Origin of the sequence: Paludisphaera sp., from assembly GCF_037189885.1 — a bacterium.
Lineage (GTDB): Bacteria > Planctomycetota > Planctomycetia > Isosphaerales > Isosphaeraceae > Paludisphaera.
Genome location: NZ_JBBCIR010000020.1, coordinates 14,610 through 34,201, shown reverse-complemented (window position 1 = coordinate 34,201; position 19,592 = coordinate 14,610). Strand labels below are relative to the sequence as shown.

Annotated in this window: 21 protein-coding genes; 12 read left to right on the top strand and 9 right to left on the bottom strand. The window is 71.6% G+C overall.

The features are described from left to right. A partial coding sequence (locus WG209_RS08210) for a c-type cytochrome domain-containing protein (RefSeq protein WP_337174546.1) occupies positions 1-1,198 on the top strand: 1,198 nt, incomplete at its 5' end. Positions 1,199-1,285: 87 nt separating this feature from the next. On the opposite strand, the gene gdhA is transcribed toward WG209_RS08210, so the two are convergent. Next, complete coding sequence (gdhA, locus tag WG209_RS08205) at positions 1,286-2,632, bottom strand: NADP-specific glutamate dehydrogenase (RefSeq protein WP_337174545.1); 1,347 nt, start codon at positions 2,630-2,632, stop codon at positions 1,286-1,288. Positions 2,633-2,891: 259 nt separating this feature from the next. On the opposite strand from gdhA, the gene WG209_RS08200 reads away from it, so the two are divergent. From WG209_RS08200 to WG209_RS08175, 6 genes are all read left to right on the top strand, one after another. After that, positions 2,892-3,266, top strand: coding sequence for an STAS domain-containing protein (locus WG209_RS08200; RefSeq protein ID WP_337174544.1), 375 nt, complete (start codon positions 2,892-2,894; stop codon positions 3,264-3,266). Positions 3,267-3,405: 139 nt separating this feature from the next. Beyond that, positions 3,406-4,485: a mannose-1-phosphate guanylyltransferase gene (locus WG209_RS08195; protein WP_337174543.1), complete on the top strand. Its 1,080-nt coding sequence runs from the start codon at positions 3,406-3,408 to the stop codon at positions 4,483-4,485. A gap of 20 nt (positions 4,486-4,505) precedes the next feature. After that, complete coding sequence (gene ruvX, locus WG209_RS08190) at positions 4,506-4,973, top strand: Holliday junction resolvase RuvX (RefSeq protein ID WP_337174542.1); 468 nt, start codon at positions 4,506-4,508, stop codon at positions 4,971-4,973. Then, the gene (cobT, locus tag WG209_RS08185) at positions 4,970-6,856 is read left to right on the top strand and encodes a nicotinate-nucleotide--dimethylbenzimidazole phosphoribosyltransferase (protein WP_337174541.1); all 1,887 of its coding nucleotides are present in this window, start codon (positions 4,970-4,972) and stop codon (positions 6,854-6,856) included. Before ruvX ends, cobT begins: the two co-directional genes overlap by 4 nt. Beyond that, positions 6,843-7,652, top strand: a complete 810-nt coding sequence (locus WG209_RS08180) for an adenosylcobinamide-GDP ribazoletransferase (RefSeq protein ID WP_337174540.1) — start codon at positions 6,843-6,845, stop codon at positions 7,650-7,652. Before cobT ends, WG209_RS08180 begins: the two co-directional genes overlap by 14 nt. After that, a complete protein-coding gene (locus tag WG209_RS08175) occupies positions 7,649-8,179 on the top strand; it encodes a histidine phosphatase family protein (RefSeq protein ID WP_337174539.1) in 531 nt (176 codons plus the stop codon). The genes WG209_RS08180 and WG209_RS08175 overlap by 4 nt, the downstream gene beginning before the upstream one ends. A 22-nt stretch (positions 8,180-8,201) precedes the next feature. Here WG209_RS08175 and WG209_RS08170 read toward each other — a convergent pair whose 3' ends face one another. From WG209_RS08170 to WG209_RS08160, 3 genes are all read right to left on the bottom strand, one after another. Next, positions 8,202-9,140: a polysaccharide deacetylase family protein gene (locus WG209_RS08170; protein WP_337174538.1), complete on the bottom strand. Its 939-nt coding sequence runs from the start codon at positions 9,138-9,140 to the stop codon at positions 8,202-8,204. 122 nt (positions 9,141-9,262) lie between these two features. After that, positions 9,263-10,000 (bottom strand): hypothetical protein, encoded by a 738-nt coding sequence (locus WG209_RS08165; RefSeq protein WP_337174537.1) that lies wholly within the window; start codon positions 9,998-10,000, stop codon positions 9,263-9,265. 140 nt (positions 10,001-10,140) lie between these two features. Beyond that, positions 10,141-10,503 (bottom strand): ATP-dependent Clp protease adaptor ClpS, encoded by a 363-nt coding sequence (locus tag WG209_RS08160; protein WP_337174536.1) that lies wholly within the window; start codon positions 10,501-10,503, stop codon positions 10,141-10,143. A gap of 123 nt (positions 10,504-10,626) precedes the next feature. On the opposite strand from WG209_RS08160, the gene WG209_RS08155 reads away from it, so the two are divergent. From WG209_RS08155 to WG209_RS08140, 4 genes are all read left to right on the top strand, one after another. After that, positions 10,627-10,947: a hypothetical protein gene (locus WG209_RS08155; RefSeq protein WP_337174535.1), complete on the top strand. Its 321-nt coding sequence runs from the start codon at positions 10,627-10,629 to the stop codon at positions 10,945-10,947. Continuing rightward, the gene (locus WG209_RS08150) at positions 10,944-12,269 is read left to right on the top strand and encodes a class I SAM-dependent rRNA methyltransferase (RefSeq protein ID WP_337174534.1); all 1,326 of its coding nucleotides are present in this window, start codon (positions 10,944-10,946) and stop codon (positions 12,267-12,269) included. Before WG209_RS08155 ends, WG209_RS08150 begins: the two co-directional genes overlap by 4 nt. A 47-nt stretch (positions 12,270-12,316) precedes the next feature. Beyond that, positions 12,317-12,979: a metal-dependent transcriptional regulator gene (locus tag WG209_RS08145; RefSeq protein ID WP_337174533.1), complete on the top strand. Its 663-nt coding sequence runs from the start codon at positions 12,317-12,319 to the stop codon at positions 12,977-12,979. 434 nt (positions 12,980-13,413) lie between these two features. Continuing rightward, positions 13,414-14,136, top strand: coding sequence for a DUF642 domain-containing protein (locus WG209_RS08140; protein ID WP_337174532.1), 723 nt, complete (start codon positions 13,414-13,416; stop codon positions 14,134-14,136). 62 nt (positions 14,137-14,198) lie between these two features. Here the strand turns inward: WG209_RS08140 and thiO are convergent, their stop codons facing one another. The 3 genes from thiO to WG209_RS08125 form a co-directional block, all read right to left on the bottom strand. Next, positions 14,199-15,347 carry a glycine oxidase ThiO gene (gene thiO, locus WG209_RS08135; protein WP_337174531.1) on the bottom strand — a complete coding sequence of 383 codons (1,149 nt, stop codon included), beginning with the start codon at positions 15,345-15,347 and terminating at the stop codon, positions 14,199-14,201. A 550-nt stretch (positions 15,348-15,897) separates the two neighbouring features. Then, positions 15,898-16,392 carry a peptidylprolyl isomerase gene (locus tag WG209_RS08130; protein WP_337174530.1) on the bottom strand — a complete coding sequence of 165 codons (495 nt, stop codon included), beginning with the start codon at positions 16,390-16,392 and terminating at the stop codon, positions 15,898-15,900. Positions 16,393-16,489: 97 nt separating this feature from the next. Then, a complete protein-coding gene (locus WG209_RS08125) occupies positions 16,490-18,394 on the bottom strand; it encodes a HEAT repeat domain-containing protein (protein WP_337174529.1) in 1,905 nt (634 codons plus the stop codon). A 181-nt stretch (positions 18,395-18,575) separates the two neighbouring features. On the opposite strand from WG209_RS08125, the gene WG209_RS08120 reads away from it, so the two are divergent. Further along, on the top strand, positions 18,576-19,040 hold the full coding sequence (locus WG209_RS08120) for a hypothetical protein (protein ID WP_337174528.1): 465 nt from the start codon (positions 18,576-18,578) through the stop codon (positions 19,038-19,040). A 105-nt stretch (positions 19,041-19,145) separates the two neighbouring features. On the opposite strand, the gene WG209_RS08115 is transcribed toward WG209_RS08120, so the two are convergent. Together WG209_RS08115 and WG209_RS08110 are read right to left on the bottom strand one after the other, a co-directional pair. Beyond that, positions 19,146-19,361: a type II toxin-antitoxin system HicB family antitoxin gene (locus WG209_RS08115; protein ID WP_337174527.1), complete on the bottom strand. Its 216-nt coding sequence runs from the start codon at positions 19,359-19,361 to the stop codon at positions 19,146-19,148. Further along, a complete protein-coding gene (locus WG209_RS08110; protein ID WP_337174526.1) occupies positions 19,358-19,537 on the bottom strand; it encodes a type II toxin-antitoxin system HicA family toxin in 180 nt (59 codons plus the stop codon). The genes WG209_RS08115 and WG209_RS08110 overlap by 4 nt, the downstream gene beginning before the upstream one ends. Positions 19,538-19,592: the final 55 nt, after the last annotated feature.

Sequence of the window (19,592 nt, the reverse complement as noted above, 5' to 3'; positions counted from 1 at the left end):
CAGCCCAGGCCGCCCCGGCGCCGAGCGCGGCAAGCTGGACATGGGCTCGTTCGAGAAGCTGACGAAGGGAGGGCCGAGCGGCCCCGGCGTGGTCGCCGCTGATCCCGACGCCAGCCACCTCATCCTCCGCGTCAAGGGGGAGGAGGAGCCCCGGATGCCCCCCAACAACGACGCCGTCCTGGGCTCCGAGGCCATCGCCGCCATCGAGGGCTGGATCAAGGCCGGCGCGAAGCTCGACGCGGGGCTCGACTCCAACGCCCCGATCAAGTCCTACGCCGCCTCGCTCCAGGAAGTCGCCCGCGCGAAGGCCGCCAGGATGGCCCCCGAGGAGCGGGACGCCCAGCTCAGGGCGGCCGGGCTCGACCTCTGGAAGAAGGCCAACCCCGACCTCCAGCCCCAGATGGAGGCGACCGAGCACTTCGCCATGTTCAGCACGCTCCCCCAGGAGCGGGCGACGACCGCGGTCAAGGCGATGGAGTCATACCTGGCCACCATCCGCCGGGTGCTGGGCCCCGAGGCGACCTCGTGGCCGGGGAAGGTCAGCCTGCACGTCTTCCCCGATCGCAAGGACTACGTCGAGTTCCAGCGCACGGTCAACCGCCGCGAGGCGACGGAGGGCGAGGAGGGGGACGCCGACCTGAAGGCCTCGCAGCCCTACGTCGCCGTGATCGCGCCAGCCGACGCCGCCGAGCCGGAGCCCCCCGCCTCGCGCCGTCGCCCGACGCGCGGCCGTCGCGAGGCCGAGACGACGGACGCCGCCTCGCGGTCGCTCCCCGGCCTGCTGACCGAGAACCTGGTCCGGGGCGCGGTGCTGGCCGAGGGGAATTCGCCCCGCTGGCTCGCCGAGGGCCTGGGCGCGTACCTCGCCAGCGGCGTTGAGCGCCGAGGGGGGCCGTATCGGAAGCTCCGGCGGGACGCGCTGGACGCATTCCGGCGCGGCTGGAACACGAAGGCGACGGAGGTCCTGGGAGGGGGAGAGGGGGTCGCCGCCGATGAATTCCGCGGCGTCAGCTTCGCGCTGGCGGAGTGCCTGACATCCCCCCAATATCGCGCCGTGTTCCCCGAGTTCCTCAAGGGGATGCGCGAGGGGGGCGAGAAGCTGGACGACGTGGTGAGGGCGGTCTACGGCGTGGACCGCCAGACGTTCCTCACGGAGACCGGCGAGTGGGTCGCCGCCGCGTACGGGGGGGGGCGGTGAGGCCGAGGCTCGGCCGCCGAAATGGGGCGGCCCCGGTACCCGATGACAGGGCCGGGGCCGATCCCAAGTTCGCGGCGCGAGGTCGGGTCAGACGACGCCGAAGGCGACCATCGGCTCGGCGACGCGGGTGAAGCCGACGATGTTGGCGCCGACGACGTAGTCGCCCGGCTTGCCGTAGTCCTCGGCGGTCTCGAAGCAGGCCTGGTGGATGTCCCTCATGATCTCGCGGAGCTTACGCTCCGTGAACTCGAAGGACCAGGCGTCGCGGCTGGCGTTCTGCTGCATCTCCAGGGCGGAGGTGGCCACGCCGCCGGCGTTGGCGGCCTTGCCGGGCCCGTAGGAGACCTTGGCGTCCTGGAAGACCTTGATGCCCTCGGGCGTGGTGGGCATGTTGGCGCCCTCGCCCACGGCGATGCAGCCGTTCTTGACCAGCGTCTTCGCGGAATCGCCGTCCAGCTCGTTCTGGGTGGCGCAGGGGACGGCGACCACGCAGGGGACGTCCCAGATGTTGCCGCCGTGGTGATACTTGGCGTCGGAGTGGATCTCGACGTAGTCGCGGATCCGGCGACGCTCGGTCTCCTTGAGCTGCTTGAGCGTCTCGAGGTTGATGCCCGCCTTGTGGTAGATGTAGCCGTCGGAGTCCGAGCAGGCGACGACCTTGCCCCCCAGCTCGTGGATCTTCTCCACGGCGTAGATGGCGACGTTGCCCGAGCCGGAGACGACGCAGTCCTTGCCCTCGAACGAGTTGTTGCGGGCCTTCAGCATCTCGTCGATGAAGAAGGTGACGCCGTAGCCCGTGGCCTCCTTGCGGACCAGGGCGCCGCCCCAGGTCGTCCCCTTGCCGGTCAGCACGGCGGACTCATACCGGTTGGTGAGCCGCTTGTACTGGCCGAAGAGGAAGCCGATCTCGCGGGCCCCCACGCCGATGTCGCCGGCGGGGACGTCGGTGTACTCGCCGAGGTGGCGGTGCAGCTCGGTCATGAAGCTCTGGCAGAACCGCATGACCTCGCCGTCGGAGCGGCCCTTGGGGTCGAAGTCCGACCCGCCCTTGCCGCCGCCGATCGGCATGCCGGTCACGGCGTTCTTGAAGATTTGCTCGAACCCGAGGAACTTGATGATCCCCAGGTAGACCGACGGGTGGAACCGCAGCCCACCCTTGTAGGGCCCCAGCGCCGAGTTGAACTGGACGCGGAAGCCGCGGTTGATCTGCACCCGGCCCGAGTCGTCCACCCAGGGGACGCGGAAGATGACCTGGCGCTCCGGCTCGCAGATCCGCTCGATGATCCGGTGCTCGGCGTAGTGAGGATGCCGCTCGAGCACGGGGACCAAGCTCTCCAGCACCTCCTTGACGGCCTGGTGGAACTCCAGCTCTCCGGGGTTGCGGCGGATGACCTCCTCGTAGATGTGCTCGACCTGATCGACGACCTGAGTCATAAGGCGTTGGACTCCGGAAATGCTGGGACGGGGGAGGAACGCCGGGGAGGGACGGGTCGCTCCGGGAGAGGCGCCGAGCCTCTCGAGGACGACCCCGGGGGGCGTCGGCGACCTCTGCGTCGCCGGCGCCCTCGCGGGGCATTCTAACCACGCCAGACCGGGTTCCGCAATGCCGACCCCCGATCGGGCTTGACCTACGCCAATACAATTGGTTCCGACGTCACCAACATGCCCCCCTCGGCCCGATCGGACGCATCCCATGGACGCCGTGGAACTGAAGCACCTCCGGGTCCGCGACGCGGACGGCGTCGCGGTCGTCCGATTCGTCGACTCGGGCCTGATGTACGCGACCGACCTGGTCCAGGACATCGGCGCCGAGCTGATGTCCCTTTTGAAGGACATGGGCCGCACCAGGCTCCTGCTGGACTTCGAGGACGTGCAATACGTCTCCAGCTCGATGCTCGGCCACCTCGTCCACCTGGAGCGCGAGGTCCGGGCCGCCAAGGGCCAGCTCAAGATCCGCGGCCTCGGCCCGGTCCTGAGCGACACCTTCCGCATCGGCCGGTTCGACCGCGTCTTCGACATCCACGACGACGACGAGGCCTCCACGCTCAAGAGCTTCCGCAAGGCCTGAGCCCCGCCCCCGCGCCGAGCCGGTCCCCTTCCGATCGCGAGCGTCCCGCGGTATCATCCTCCGGGACGGCCGCCGGGCGCCGTCGTCGAGGATCGAGGCGTTCGCGAGCCGGGGGGAATCCGGCCCGTCGGGGTGAGACATGCTGTTCGCGATCATCATGGCGGGGGGGAGCGGGACCAGGTTCTGGCCCAAGAGCCGACGCAACCTCCCGAAGCAGCTCCTGAACCTCCACGGCGACGCCACGATGCTCCAGCAGACCGTGGAGCGGATCGCCCCCCTCGTCCCGGCCGAGCGCGTCTTCGTGATCACCGGGGCCGACCAGGCCGAGGCCACCCGCGAGCAGCTGCCGGAACTCCCCTCGTCCAACATCGTCGCCGAGCCCTGCCCGCGCGACACCGCCCCCTGCGTCGGCCTGGCCGCGGAGATCGTCGCCGCGCTGGACCCCGACGGCACGATGATCGTCATGCCGGCCGACCACGTCATCCGGCCCGACGAGGCCTTCCGCCGGGCCGTCGAGGCGGCCGTCGCCGTGGTCGAGGACGCCCCCGGCTCCCTCGTCACCTTCGGCGTCCGCCCCACCCGCCCCGAGACCGGCTACGGCTACATCCAGCGCGGGGAGGCCCTCGGCCCCCGCGACGGCGTGGCCGTCCACCGGGTCGTCCAGTTCCGCGAGAAGCCCGACCGCGAGACGGCCGAGAAGTTCGTCGCCTCCGGGGACTTCGCCTGGAACGCCGGCATCTTCGTCTGGAAGGCCCGGACGATCCTGGGAGAGATCCGCCGCCACAAGCCCCTGCTGGGCGCGGCCCTCGACCGCGTCGGCGCCGCGTGGGGGACGGCCGCCGGGCCCAACGTCCTCGCCGCCGAGTTCCCCGAGATGGAGCGGACCCCGATCGACAAGGCCGTGATGGAGAAGGCCGACGACGTCAAGGTGCTGGAGGTCGTCTACGACTGGAACGACGTCGGCGACTGGCGGGCCCTCCGCCCGCTGCTGCCGGCCGACGAGGCCGGCAACGCCGTCCGGGGCGACGTGGTCGCGCTCGACACCAAGGACTCCATCATCCTCTCCGACGACGGCGGCCTGATCGCGACCATCGGCCTGGACGACGTGGTGGTCGTCCAGTCCGGCGGCGCCACCCTCGTCGCCCGCCGCGACCAGCTCGACAAGCTCAAGGGGCTGGTCGAGGGCCTGAACGCCAGCGGCCACGGATCCTACCTCTGAGCGACCGGACGGGGGCGAGCATGGGCCGGGTGCTGGGGATCGACTTCGGCGTGAGACGCGTGGGCGCCGCGATCAGCGACCCCGGCCGCTCCATCGCCACGCCGCTGGAGGTCCACGAGCGCAAGGACCCGGCCCAGGACGCCCGCCACTACCGGAAGCTGGTGGCCGAGGAGGAGATCGACCTCGTCGTCATCGGCCTCCCCGTGCACACCTCCGGCCGCGAGGGGGAATCCGCCGTCAAGGCCCGCGCCTGGGGCGCGTGGCTCGCCGAGGTCACGGGCCTCCCCGTCTATTATTACGACGAGCGATACACCACCGTCCTGGCCGAGGATGTCCTCATCGAGGTCGGATTCTCGCGCCAGAAGCGGAAGGGGATGCGCGACATGCTCGCCGCCCGCATCCTGCTGCAGGGCTACCTCGACGCCGGCTGCCCGGAGACGATGGAGCGCCCCGCCCCCCTGGCCGACGAGCCCGAGGTCGATCGATGAGCCTGCTGGTGATCGGCTGCGGCTACCTGGGCGAGCGGGTCGCCCGCGAGCACGCCCGCCGCGGCGAGCCCGTCTTCGCGCTGACCCGATCGGCCGCCCGCGCCGGGGAGTTCGAGGCGATCGGCCTCCGCCCGGTGATTGGCGACGTGCTGGACGATTCGCTCCGCCTGCCGGCCGTCGACCGCGTCCTCCACGCCGTGGGCTACGACCGGACCGCAGCGCCGTCGAAACGGTCGGTGTACGTCGACGGCCTGGCGAATATCCTGGGCCGGCTGCCGTCGAGCGTCGGCCGGCTGGTCTACGTCGGCTCGACGAGCGTCTACGGGGATCGCGACGGCGGCTGGGTCGACGAGGAGACCCCGACCGAGCCGATCACCGAGGCCGGCCGGATCTGCCTGGAGGCCGAGCGCGTGCTGGCCGCGTGGGCCGGCCGCTCGGGCGTCTCGACGGTCGTCGTGCGGTGCGCCGGGCTTTACGGGCCCGGCCGGATCATCCGCCGCGACCTGATCGCGAAGGGGGAGCCGATCCCGGGCGATCCCGACCGCCACCTGAGCCTGATCCACATCGACGACGCCGGCCGCGCCGCGACGGCGGCGCTGGACGCCGCCTCTCCCGGCCCGCTCTACCTGGCCGCCGACGACCGACCCGTCCGGCGCCGCGAGTACTACCGCGTGGTCGCCGCCGCGTTGGGCGCGCCGAGCCCCTCGTTCGCCCCCCCCGCCCCCGGCTCGTCGGAGGCCGCGCGCGACACGGTCGACCGCCGCATCCGCAACCGCCGGCTGAAGGCCGAGCTTGGGCTCGCCCTGCGATACCCGACCATCGAGACGGGCGTCCCCGCCGCGCTGGGCCGTCCCGCCCCGCGCGAGCAGGCCGCGTGGGATCGCCTCGATGGGCTGGCGAAGCCCCCCGGCAGCCTGGGCCGGCTGGAGACGCTCGCCGCGCGGCTCTGCGGCATCCAGGGGACGCTCTCGCCGCGGACGAAACCGCGGCGGCTCGTGGTCTTCGCGGCCGACCACGGCGTCGTCGCCGAGGGGGTGACGGCTTGGCCTTCGGACGTCACCGGCGCGATGATCCGTTCGATCGCCCGAGGGGGCGCGGCGTGCTCGGCGATCGCCTCGGCCTGCGACGCCGACGTGACGCTCGTGGACGTCGGCTCCATGTCCGTCCCCCTCCCCTCGCGGCCCGGCTACGAGGCTCGGAAAGTCGCCGAGGGGACGAGGAACCTGGCCGTGGGCCCGGCGATGAGCGCGGACGAGTTCGACCGCGCGACGGCCATCGGCGCCGAGCACGCCCGCCGCGCCTTTGAGGACGGCATGGCGGTCGTCGCGGCCGGCGACCTCGGCATCGGCAACACGACCGCGGCGTCGTGCCTGGCGGTCCTCCTGGCCGACGTCCCCCCCCCGCTGGCCGTCGGCCGCGGCGCGGGCGCCGACGACGCGACCCTCGCGCGCAAGCTTCGCGTCGTGGAATCCGCGACGGCCCGCGCCCGGCCCTCGCTGGATCGCGAGCCGATCGCGGCGATCGCGGAGGTCTGCGGGTTCGAGATCGCCGCGATGGCCGGCTTCTACATGGAGGCGAGCCGCCTCGGCCTGACGATCGTGCTCGACGGCGCCATCGCCACGGCCGCCGCCCTCATCGCCGAGACGCTTCGGCGGGGGACCGTCGACTCCATGATCGCCGCGCACCTCTCCGACGAGCCGGCGCACGCGCCGATGCTCGCGAGGCTCGGCCTGGAACCGCTGCTCGGCGACTGGCGGCTTAGGTTGGGCGAGGGGACCGGGGCGCTGCTGGCCTTCCCGCTGCTCGACGCCGCGGCGGCGATCGTCACGCGGATGGATTCGCTGGAAGCGGCCCTCGCGGAGCCCGATCATGACGGCCCCTGAGGCCAGCGAGGCGCCCCCGCGATCGACCGCCAGGGAGCAGGCGCGGGGGCTGATCCTGGCGGTCCAGTTCCTCACCCGCGTCCCGACGCCCCGGCTGGACATCCGCGACAACGCCGATCTGCGCGACTCGATGGGGCGGGCCACGGCGTATTTCCCGGTTGTCGGCGCCATGATCGGCCTGGCGACCGGCGCGGTGGTGCTGGCATGCCTGCGCGTCTGGCCGCCCTGGCTCGCGGTGACGATCGGGCTGGCGTTCGAGGCGCGCCTCTCCGGGGCGTTCCACGAGGACGCCGTGGCCGACTTCTGCGACGCCTTCGGCGGCGGCTGGACTCGCGACGACGTGCTGCGGATCCTCAAGGACAGCCGCCTCGGGACGTATGGCGTCCTGGGCCTGATGCTGGCCGTGGCCTTGCGGGGCGGCGCGTTGGCGAGCGTGGAGCCAGGCCGACTGCTCGCCGCCTCGGCGGCCTCCGCGTGCCTGGGACGCTGGTCGGCCTTGCCGGCGATGTGGGCCCTGCCGCCGCTGTCCGACCGCCAGAGCCTCAGCCGCGACGTCGGCCGGAGGCTGGGGTTGCGCCGGGTCGCGTTCGGCACGCTGCTGGCGGTCCCCGGCTGCGCGGCGTTCGCGATCGCCGAGCCGGCGCGGATGCTGGCGGCCCTCGCGGCGACGTTCGCGGTGGGGGCGTGGCTCGTCCGTTACGTCGGGCGTCGGCTTGGCGGGATCAACGGCGACAGCCTCGGCTTCCTCTGCTACGCGACTCAGATCGTGGTCCTGCTCGCGGCCTGCGCGTCGTGATCCTCGTCCGCCATCCCCGCGTGGCCGACGCCTACCGCGGCGTCTGCTACGGTCGGGCCGACGTGCCGCTGGGGCCGGAGGGGATCGCGGAGAGCCTGGCCCTCGCCGAGCGGCTGGCCCGCGAGCCGTTCCGCCACGTCATATGCAGCGGCGCGGCCCGGACGCTGGTCCTCGCGCGCCGGGTTTGCGAGCTTACTGGCATTGACCCGACGATCGAGCCCGCGCTCCTGGAGCGCGACTTCGGCGCGTGGGAGTTGCGTCCGTGGGACGACATCTATGCCGAGGTCGGCGACGCCATGAACGGCCTGATCGACGCCCCCGCGACCTACCGCCCCCCCGGCGGCGAGACCACCTTCGAGCTGCGCGACCGCGTCATGGGATGGCACGCTCGCCGGCCGACCGACGGCCTCGTCCTGGTCGTCGCCCACGGCGGGCCGATCGCCGCCATCCGGGGGGTCCTGGCCGGCGGGCCGGTCCGCGAATGGCTGGCCCTCGTCCCGCCGCCGGGGGGCGTGGCGGAGATTTGAGCGCGTCCCGATCGATCGCCGGTCAGGGCCTCCTCGCGGCGACCATCTCGTGGAACTGCTTCCAGGTGATGATCTCGATCCCGAGCTTCTGGATCTCGGCGGCGGTGGCGGGGTCGGTGAAGACGCGGCGGTCGCCGTCGCGACGGTCCGCGCTGGTGGTGACGGCGCGGAGTTCCTCGCCGTCGACGCCGCAGTGGATGATGAGCTGGGAGACGCCCGGCGGCAGCTCGCGCAATGCCTTCAGGTAGGTCGCCGCCCGCTCCTCGTGGGAGTCGCCGCCGTAGAACTGCAGGAGGTTGTCGAGCACCGGCAACCCCTTGGCGTCGAGTTCCGCCAGCAGCGCCTTGCCGCGCTCGCGGATGGCGGGATACTCCTCGCCGATCGCCCCGTCGACGTCGCGGACGAACAGGACGGGCAGGTCGTACTTGATCCCGACGCGGACGTAGACCTCCAGGAGGTCCGGGCGGCTGACCAGGGCGCCCATGTGGGTGTCGAGGTGGCTGAGGGGGATGCCCAGCGCGCGGGCCTGCTCCACCTGCGCGATCAGCTCGATCTCGACCTCATCGGCCTTGGCGGCATTCGCCACCGCCGCGACGCCGCGATGGAGATAGCCGTCCTGGTCCACCAGGCTCGGCACCCTGTCCCGCCCGGCGACCGGGCCCCAGCGATAGACGGGCCATTCGGAGGTGAGCGTCAGGTGGACGCCGTAGTCCTTGTCGGGATGGGCCCTGGCGTACTCGGCGAACTCCTTGACCCACGGGCAAGGGATCATGATGCTGCACGACGAGACGACCCCCTCCTCCATCGCCTGGATCGTCCCCACGTTCGCCGAATGGCACATCCCGGCGTCGTCGGCGTGGACGATGAGGTAACGCCTCCCCTCCTCCGCCGACGCCGACGCCGACGCGGCGAGGAAGAGGAGCATCATGGCGAGGATCGACGTCATCCGAACGCGCTGCATCGCGGGCCTCCGGCACGGCGAAAATGGGTGAATCGCTGACAGGATGCCACGCGCGTTGGACGTCCGCAAGGCGGGAGATCGTCGCCCGCGCGCCCGGCGGGCGTCGATCTCCCACCGCGACCTCAACGACGGCTGGAGATGACGATCCAGCCCCCCTCCTTCGTGAACACGACCATGTCGATCGAGTCCCCGTTCACCGACGCCTCGGAGATACGGCGGTCGCAATCCACCGGTACGGAGCGGGTGTTGTACCGAGTCCCGTTCGCGAACACGCTGCCCCCGCCGCTCGGGGCAAGCGACACGAACTCGACCCCGCCGTTCTGGGCGAACGATTGGAGCCGGGCGTTGAAGTCGGGCGAGATGTTCCCGGTGGAGAACGTCCGATCGGAGACGACCACCCAGGCCCCCCCGTCGCCGAGCGCGGCCGACAGGGGCCGCTCATTGCGACTTGCCATGTCCCGCAGGGCGTCCTCGCAACCCGGAGGGATGTTCCCGAATCGGCTCCCCTGGTCGAAGAGGATGATCCACCCTCCGTCCGGCCCGAAGGCGATGCTGGTGATCCGCGTCCCCTCCCGGGTCAGCTGGTCGAACGCGGGGCCGAATCCGGGCGGCAAGTCGCCCCTCGCCACGGCCCGATCGTCATGGGAGACGATCGCGTATCCGCCGGAGGGGGCGATCCCGAACGCCCGGATCCCTCGCGGACGCAGGATCTTGAGGTCCTCCACCGGCTCGTTCGGGAAATTTCCCCAGGAGAACTCCGACGGGCCTTCCGCGAGGGCGGGCCCGGAGAGGAACACGGCGACGATCAGGGCGGATAGACGGACCACCGGGCGGACATCGGACGACGGTTGACGGGCCATGCGATGCGTCTCCGGCGTGGGGGGCGACGGTTCGATCATCTGTACCGCCATAACCTACGCACGCGTCGGAGAAATCTTGCTCCCGGAGCAGCCGGGCGCGACCGGACCACGGCCCCGACGGGACGGCGGGCCCGTCCCGCTCACCCCTCCGCCGGCTCGATGTAGCAGCCCAGGGGGCCCCTGGATTCCCGCATCCGCGGGTCGGCGCCCTGGGAGACGACCTGGTCGCGCTTGAGTTCGGCCTTCTCCTTGTGGGTGGTGTAGACCACGGCGCGGCCGCGGTTGTGGATCTCCCAGGTGAGGGCCTCGGCCGTGCGGAGGGGGTGCGCGAAGAGCTTCACCAGCAGGTCGATGACGTACTCGAACGTGTGCTCCTCGTCGTTCAGGATGATCACGTTGTACGGCGGCAGCTTCCGCGTCCGCGTCTCTTGCTCCTCCTCGACGGCCACGGCGACCGAGGTTTCCGGCTCGTCGACGGGGACCATCCCCTTCTCTTCCGACATCGTGCTTGGCTCCCGCCCGAAGGCTTTCGCGCGCGATTTGCCCCGAACTCGTTATACTGACTCCTCGCTAGATTGGAACCGAAAACGCGCCGGGGGTCCAACCCCGGCGGGGAGAGACGCGGAATGGCGGAGATGTCACCGGCGACGGCCCTGCGGCGGTTGAAGCAGGCCCACGCGAACCTTAAGAAGGCCCGACAGGCCCTGCGGATGGCCCGGGAGAACCCGGCGTTCGGGCCCCGCGCCCTCGACGCCGGCTGGGAGGCCCTGCTCCAGGCCCACGGGATCATGGCCGAGATCCCCCGCGCGACCGTGGACGAGGAGGTCATGACCCAGCAGCTCTCCGTCCAGCGGTACGCGACCTCGCTGCTGGTCCGCCTCCGCCGCCTGCTCCGCAAGGGCGAGGTCGGGCCCGACGACCTGGACGAGGACGGGGACGACGAATGAGCCAGCCTCGCCCCCGACCCCAGGGGAAGCCCCGGCCTCGCGCGCCCGAGCCCGCGCCCTCCGCGCCGGTGCCGGACCGCTCGCTGGATCCCGAGACGCCGCTGCCGACCGTCGCCATCCGGTCGCCGGGCAACCACCCGTTCATCTTCCGCAAGATGATCGACGGCGTGAAGGGCCCCCTCGTCGCGCGCCCGGGGGACCTCGTCCACGTCGTCGACCGCGCGGGCGCCCCCATCGGCTACGGCCTTTGGAACCCCCGGTCGCAGATCAGCCTGCGCATCCTCTCGCGCGAGCCCCAGACCCCCGGGCCCGACTTCTGGGTCCGGCGGGTGGACGAGGCGGCCAGGCTGCGCGTCGACCTCCTGCGGGTCGAGGAGCAGTCCAACGCCTACCGCGTGATCCACGCCGAGGGGGACGGCCTCTCCGGGCTGATCGTCGACCGCTTCGACGACGTCCTCTCCGTGGAGATCTTCAGCCTGGGGATGTACCAGCGCGTCGGGCCGATCCTGGACGTCCTGGCGGCCCGGCTGGGGACGAAGCACTTCCGCGTCCGCGTCGACGAGCGCGTCGCCCTGCAGGAAGACTTCGCCGGCCGCCCCGTCGCGAGCCCGGGCCTGCCGCCGCGCGTCACGATCACCGAGCACGGCGTCCGCTACCGCATCCACTTCGCCGAGTCCCACAAGACCGGCTTCTTCTGCGACCAGCGCGACAACCGCCGCGAGCTGGCCAAGTTCTGCGAGGGCCGCTCCGTCCTGGACGCCTGCTGCTACACCGGCGGCTTCGGCCTCAACGCCCTGATCCGCGGCCGGGCCAGGGACGTGACGTGCGTCGACCTGGACGAGAAGGCGGTGGCGCTGGCGAAGGAGAACGCCAACGCCAACAACGTCCGGCTAGACCTGGTCCACGCCGACGCCTTCGGCTACATGCGGCAGATGGCCCTCAACGGCCGCGAGTACGGCGTGGTCGTCCTCGACCCTCCCAAGCTCATCCCCGACCGCGAGGAGGTCGCCTCCGGCAAGCGGAAGTACTTCGACCTCAACGTCCTGGGGATGAACCTGGTGGAGCCCGGCGGGCTGCTCGTCACCTGCTCATGCTCCGGCCTGCTCGACCCGGCCGAGTTCCAGGCGCTCCTGAAGGCTGCCTCGCGCAAGGCCAACCGGAGCGTGCAGCTCCTGGCGATGACCGGCGCGTCGGCCGACCACCCCGTGGCGCTCGACGCCCCGGAGGGCGCCTACCTGAAGGCCGCCTGGCTGCGCGTCGGCGAGCGACTCCCCGAGCCGATCGCGCCGCCTTCGCCCTCGCCGCCGCCGGGCGACTCCTGACCCCGAAGACGCTCACCCGAAACGACCCGCGAGCCGAGACGACCGCCGTGGCCAGCCTGACCGTCGAGAATTACGTCAAGACGATCGCCCTGATCGCCGATCGAAACCCGCCCGGCGAGGCCGTCGCCACCGGGGAGCTGGCCCAGGCGATGGGGGTCTCGCCGGGGACCGTCACGGCGATGCTCAAGGCGCTCGACGAGGCCTCGCTGGCGACCTACACGCCCTACGAGGGTGCCCGGCTGACCGACGCCGGCAGGCGGCTGGCCCTGATGGTCATCCGACGCCACCGCCTGCTGGAACTCTTCCTGGCCCGCACCCTGGACATGACCTGGGACGAGGTCCACGAGGAGGCCGAGCACATGGAGCACGCCGTCTCCGAGCTGCTCATCGACCGCATCGAGCGGTTCCTCGGCCACCCGGCCGTCGACCCCCACGGCGACCCGATCCCCGCCGCCGACGGCTCGCTGAACGAGCCCAAGGGGGTCCCCCTGGCCCGCTGCCGGCCCGGATCGGCCTTCCGCGTGATCCGGGTGATGGACCAGGACCCCGCCTTCCTCCGATATCTCACCGAATGCGGCCTGGCCCTCAACGCCGAGGGCCTCCTGCGCGAGAACCGCCCGGAGGCCGGGGCGGTCGTCTGCCGCCTCGGCGACCGCGACGTCGCCCTCGGCGCCGCCGCCGCCGAGAAGGTCCTCGTCGAGGCGCGCTGACCGACCCGCGCGCGACCGTCCGCGCCCCTCGCGTCGCGCGTCGCTCGCTGGGCCGCGCCGGCGCGCCTCCCCCCGCCCCACGACCATCCCGGCCGCGGGAATCGACGCTTCCTCGCATCGCGATGACGCATTTTCACATCATAGCCAAACATTATTTGTAATATCCGCATCCAGTCGCTAGATTGCGTCCGACAACGCATCAAACATCTCCAAGCGACGGATTCCTTCGCGAGGACTGGACGAGAGGACGAGGAGCGCGCCGAACGCTTCGGCCCGTTTCGGCCTGACACCCAGGGCCGTCGGGCCCGCGCCTCCTGCCGGATATCGCGGCGAGGGGACTCGTCGCGGCGATTCCAGAGACTTCCACGGAACGTCCGACGGGCAGGTCCGTCGGACGCGGACGACATGCGCCTTTCATCAAGGAGCGACCGATCATGCGCGGAACTTCCATGCTGGCCATCCCCCTGATTGCGCTGGGGATCGCGATCGCCCCCTCGGGGGCCCGCGCGGCCAACCTGATCCAGAACGGCGGCTTCGAGGACCCCACGGTAGGGGGCGGATCTTATCAAACCATCGGGGTCGGGTCGGGGGCGCTGCCGTTCTGGACGATCGTCGGCAACCCGGGGAACAACGTCGACCTCGTCCAGACCGCTTACTCGGAGGATCCCCCCAACGGCGTCAGTCCCTTCAACGCATATGAGGGGCTGAACTCGCTCGATCTCACGGGCAATGGCAACGTCGGCACGGCGGTCGGAATTCAGCAGTCGGTCGCCACGGTCGTGGGGCGGCAGTACACGCTCTCGTTCTTCGTCGGCCGGGCCACGCCCCGCGAGGGTTACACCGGCTTCCACGCCTACGACGGCGACGCGACCGTCGACCTGAGCCTCGACGGCGGGGTCACCAGGTTGAGCTTCACCAACTCGAACTCCACCCCGGGCCAGATCGATTGGCAGGCGTTCAGCCATACGTTCACGGCCATCGACACGACGACGCTGATCAGCTTCTACAACGGCACGCCGCTGATCCCCCCCGCCAACTTCGCGGGGCTGGACGACGTCAGGCTCGAGGCCGTGCCCGAGCCGGCCTCGGTGGCGATGCTGGCGTCGGGCGCCCTCGGCCTGGCCTTCCTCCGCTTCGCCCGCCGGCGGGCCGCCTGAGCCGCGCGGCGACGCCCCTCCGAACGAGACGCGAGCAGCCCCGCGGGGCACGGCGCGACCGGTCAAGACCGGAACACGTCGTCGCCCGGCGGGGCTGGCGCGCGGTCGAGGCGGAAGTAGGAGACGTCCAGGCGCGGGGGCCGGCCGGTCGCGAGGTCGGCGATCAGCTCGGCCGTGGCCGGGGAGAGCTGCAGGCCGGCGCGCTTGTGGCCCGTGGCGACGAGCACGTTCCGGAACCCCGGCGCGGGGCCGATGTATGGCCGGGTATCGAGGCTGCCGGGGCGCAGGCCCGCCCACGTGGCCTCCACCGGCGCGTCGGCCAGCGGCGGGCAGAGGGCGACGGCCGCGGCGAGCAGGTCGCGGAAGGCCTCGGCCGTGGGGCGGATGTCGGAGACCCCTTCCTCCTCGGTGGCGCCGACGAGTATCCGGCCGTCGTCCCGCGGGACGAGGTAGATCTTGCCGTGCTCCACGATCCGCCGCAGGACCGGCCGGCCGGGGTTCAGCAGCACGATCTGCCCCTTCACCGGCGGCGTCGGGGCGAGGACGCCCAGCTCGGCGAGCAGCCCCCCCGACCACGCGCCGGCGGCCACCACGACCATGTCGGCCTCGATGTCCCCGCCGACCGCGCGGACGCCCGTCGCGCGATCGCCGCGCGTGAGGAAGCCCGTCACGCCGCGGTCGGCCAGCACGACGCCGCCGCGGGCCTCGACGGCCGCCGCGAGCGCCCGCAGATGACGAGGGTTGCGGATCTGGGCGCGATCGGGGAGGAAGTACGCGACGCGAAGCCCCGGGTCCAGCACCGGCTCGACTCGCGCGAAGTCGCCGGGGGCCAGGCGTTCGTGGACGATCCCCTCCACTCGCCATCGGCCGGCGGTGGTCCGGAGGGTCTGCTCCTCGGCCTCGGTGCGGGCGACGTCCACGCCGCCACTCCGCCGGAAGCCGTTGTCGATCCCCGTCTCCTCGACGAGCGCGGCGGACCACTCGGGATAGAGCCGGGCGCTCCAGGCGCGCAGGGCGAGCGTCGGGTGCGACGGGCGGCGGTCGGGGTCGCTGACGGCCGGCAGCAGCCCCGCGCCGGCCCACGACGCCTCCCGCCCGGGCTTGCCGCGATCGAGCACGACCGGGCGCATCCCCTCGCGGGCCAGGGCATAGGCGACCGACAGCCCCACCACGCCGGCCCCGGCCACGATCACGTCGAAGCGTTCGGACATGCCTCGGCCGTCCCTCTTCACCTGTGAGAAACTCGCGGGCCTCGGAATCCCATCAATCCGAACGGCCTCCCCCCTGGAGGGCTCGCGGGAGGAGGCATGTCGTCCGGCTTATGGGAGTGGGGCATGGAGCGGGCCATGGGCCCGGTTCAATGCGGACGGCTTGCACGGGTCGATCGCCGCTCGACCGAGCGGAGCCGTCCCGCGCCCGATCCTACTCTAACCGCTAGGCCGACCGCGTCGCGAGCCGGTTCCCCGACCTGACGCGTCGGCATGTTCCCGGCTCGCTCCGACCGGGGCATCACCCGCGCGACCACGCGGGCCGACCGGCCGAGGACCGCGCGCGTCTCGGACGTCTCGGGCCGGAGCGGGCGTCCCAGCCTTGGGCGAAGGCGACGCGCTGGCCGCTCGGGATGGGCAACGCGGCCACGCCGTCCTCGGAGTGTTGAGGAATATCGACGCCTCCCCCCAGGGCCTCGCGGGGAGAAAGCACGATGGCGTCGCGAGCCCCATGCTCCGCCAAGAACAGCGGCATGGGGCCCGCGACGGGGCCTCAAAGCTGGCCGCAATCCTGGACGACGACCTTGGCCGAGGGCCGGCCGCTGGAGGAGCCGAGGCCCTCGATCGTCTTGACGACGTCGGAGCCCTCGGTCACCTCGCCGAAGACGACGTGCTTGCCGTCGAGCCAGGGGGTGACGACGGTGGTGATGAAGAACTGCGAGCCGTTGGTGTTCGGGCCGGCGTTGGCCATCGAGAGCAGGAACGGCCGGTCGTGCTTGAGCTGGAAGTTCTCGTCGGCGAACTTCGCGCCGTAGATCGACTTCCCGCCGGTGCCGTTGTGGTTCGTGAAATCCCCCCCCTGGAGCATGAACTGGGGGATGATCCGGTGGAACGACGAGCCCTTGTAGCCGAAGCCCTTCTCGTGGGTGCAGAGCGCCCGGAAGTTCTCGGCCGTCTTGGGGGCCACGTCGTCGTGAAGCTCCATGACGATCCGTCCGGCCGGCTTGTCGTCGATGGCGATGTCGAAATAGACCTTGGGTCGTGCCACGGGGGTGTCCCTGCTTTTGCTAAGGTTCGCTGAAGAGGCCAAGAGAGCCAGGGTACTCTCCAGGCCGGCGATCCTCAACGTCAGGGCGGCCCGGGCGTCAGCCGGGCCTCGAGCCCCTGGCCCCGGCCGCGGCCCCCTTCCTCGGGGTCCGGACGGGCCCGACGCGGGCGCGCATGGCTTGCATGGCGTCGCGGGCGGCGACCTGGACGGCGAAGTTCGAGTCGGCGGGGAGGCCCATCATGGCCTCCAACGCCTCCTCCCCGCCCACTTCCTCCAGGAGTCGGCAGGCCTGCGTCCTGACGTGCGGATCGGGATCGCGCAGGAGGCCGATCAGGGCGGGCTCGGCCGCTGGGCCGAGCGCCCGGAGGGCCGGCTCCACCCTGATGCCGTCTTCCTTGAGGCGCGCGGCGAGCGGCGCGGCGGCCCGCGGGTCGCCCAGCTTGCCGAGGAGTTCCTCCGCCTCCCATCGCACGCCGAAGTCGGGGCGGTCGAGCACCTTGATGAGCGCCGGCGCCGTCTCGTCGGTCCGCCACGCGAGCATCGCCTTCATGACGCCGTTGACGAGGAAGCCGTCGGGATCGCCCAGGAGCGCGGCGAGCGCCGCGTGGACCTCGTCGCGGCGGTCGTCCCTGGGCGCGATCCGGGCGAGTTGCTCCACCCCTTCCTTCCGCTTGCCGGCGTTGGAAGAGCGCAGGGCGAACAGGGCCCTGGTAATCTCGTCGGCGTCGGCCGGCGGCTTGGGATCATTATCTTCTTCCCGTTGCCTGGACTTCGCGACCGCCGCGTCCAGCGCGTCCTGGCGCTGCCGCTTCAGCTCCATCGCGGCGGCGAGTTCGTCGGCCGGGATCGGTTCGGCCTCCACGAAGATCCGCCGGCCCTTCACCTCGGCCTTGCCGTGGGGGATCTTCCGGGCGAACTCGGCCGCGTCTTCCACCGGCCAGACCCGGAGCGATGCCCGAGGATCGTCCTCCCGGGCCTGGTATGTCGCCATGACCCCCTTGGGGCCATCCAGCAGGGATTCGAACTTGTGCTGGAAGAAGGCTGTGTCGTCGGCCTTGCGAAGCCGGATATAGACCTCGACGTACGGTGCCGGGCCGGGCGGCGGCCTAAACTCCTCGGCACGCCTCATGGCCATCTCGGCGGGGGCGGCCCGTTGATCGATGAGCGAGACCAGTTGGACGCCGGCGCTCCCCAGCCACGGCAGCTGGGTGAGGCGCTGGGACTCTTGCCGGACGCGCGCCATGGCCCCGCGCAGCTCGGGGGCAGTCCGGCGCGTCAGCTCGGCCTCCTCGGCGGGCGTAAGCTGGAAGGGTGGGGGGTTCCGACTGAGTTCGTCGAGCGCCCGCGACTGGAGGTTTTGGAGCTGCTCGCCGGCCGCCTTGAGCGAGGCCACGTCGCGGACGCTCGCCAGGATGCCGGCCATCTGATCGATGCCCGCGATCACGGCTCGCGACTGCCGCTCGTGGGCGGCCAGATCGCGCAACGGCGCGGGGGGGAGGAGCGGCGGGGGCAGCGGCCCCAGATCCGGATAGCCGGCGACGTCGTGGGCCGGATCCGAGCCGGTGACGGCGCTCACGACGCGGTCGAACAGGCCGCCGGCCGCGCCCCTCCGCGCCTGGGGAGGCGGTGCTTGCGCCCTCGCGGGCGCGGGGGGCTGGCCGCGGTTGACGAGGACCGCCAGGCCGATGACCAGCGCGACCAGCCCCGCGCAGCCCGCGCCGATCGCGATCAGCCCGGTCGTCGGCGAGCCGTCGCCGGTCGACGCCGATCGCGTCCGCCGCGGGACCACCGGCGTGGGCTCGCCGTCGGCCCCGTCGTCCAGCCAGGACGTGTCGGCGGGCGCGTCAAGCTCGCTGGCGCCCCGGTCCGGGGCCGGTCCCGACGAGTCGCCCTGAACCAGGAAGGCGTGGCCGCATCCCTTGCATCGCACCTTCTTGCCGACGAGGGAAGGGTCCAACCCCGCGCGCTTGCCACAACCCGGGCAGACGGTTTTGAGCTTCATCGCTCGCCCTCCCTCGCGAAAGAGGCCCGCAACCCTTGAGCCTCGATTGCATACTTGGGTTATAACACGGATTGAATCGGCGAGTAAATCTCGGAATGGCCCCGATGCGAGGCGGAGGTCTGCTTTGGAAGATCGGCAGCACTACCTTTGTCGTGTGCGAATCAACGGCACGACAGTGTTCATGCTCTGGTTCTCCGACGATCGAGACGGCTTCGTCCGCGACGAGGCCGGTCGACTCCTGACGGCCGCTACCGCGGAGACGCTGACGGCCGTCGCCCGGTCGCGAGACATCACGCCGGTCGACTGCGATCCGGCCGGCTACGACCTGGACCGCATCCGGGCGTGGTGCTCCGCCCCCGAAGCGTCGGCGATGAATTGCCCGGCCTTGTTGGATGCCTGGAACTTCTTCGACGACATGGCCGGGATGCCCGACGGGGCCGACACGCCGCGGGGCCGGCGGAGTCGTGGCGCGACCGCGTGCTATGAGAAGCTGTTCTGGGGCTCCAACCTGCCAGCCGTCACCCCGCCCGGAGAACGGTTCGCGCCGGAGTGGCGAGCGGACGAATTGATCCAGCTCCGCTCGGTCCTGGAGGCGGGACTCGATCTCGTCGAATCGGAGTTGCGCGCGGCCGGCGTCCGCGTTTGAGATCGGCCCGGCCGGCTCGTTGGAATGGTCGACGGCCCGCGACAAGGACGGCGGGTCGTTCAGATGCCGGCGCGCGAGCCGTCATCGGACATAGCCGCGCGCCGCTCAAGCCGGGACGGAGACGGTCCCCGCCTCGATAGTGGGCTCGGGCACGGGTTCGCCGTCCATGATGAGGCCTTCGATGTGGAAGGCGATGGCCTCGCGGATTCGCCGCTCGGTTTCCTCGCGCGTCTTGCCGGTCGCCACGCAGCCGGGGAGGTCGGGGACGTAAGCGGACCAATTCCGCTCGCCCCGCTCGTAGAGGACGGCGTATGCCTTCATGTCTCATCCTCCATTCGGGCCTGCCGGCGGAAGCTGGCCAACGTCTTCGGATGGACGTCGTCACCGAGATGCCCGGCGACCGTGACTTTCCCAGCCTTGCTGGGATGCCTGAACTGGCGGTGATCGCCGCGGGTTCGGAGCAGGACCCAGCCGTCCCGGGCGAGTTCCTTGAGCACCTCGCGGACCTTCGTACGATTTCTTCACGTCAAGGAGCCCGGACCGGGTGCCGGG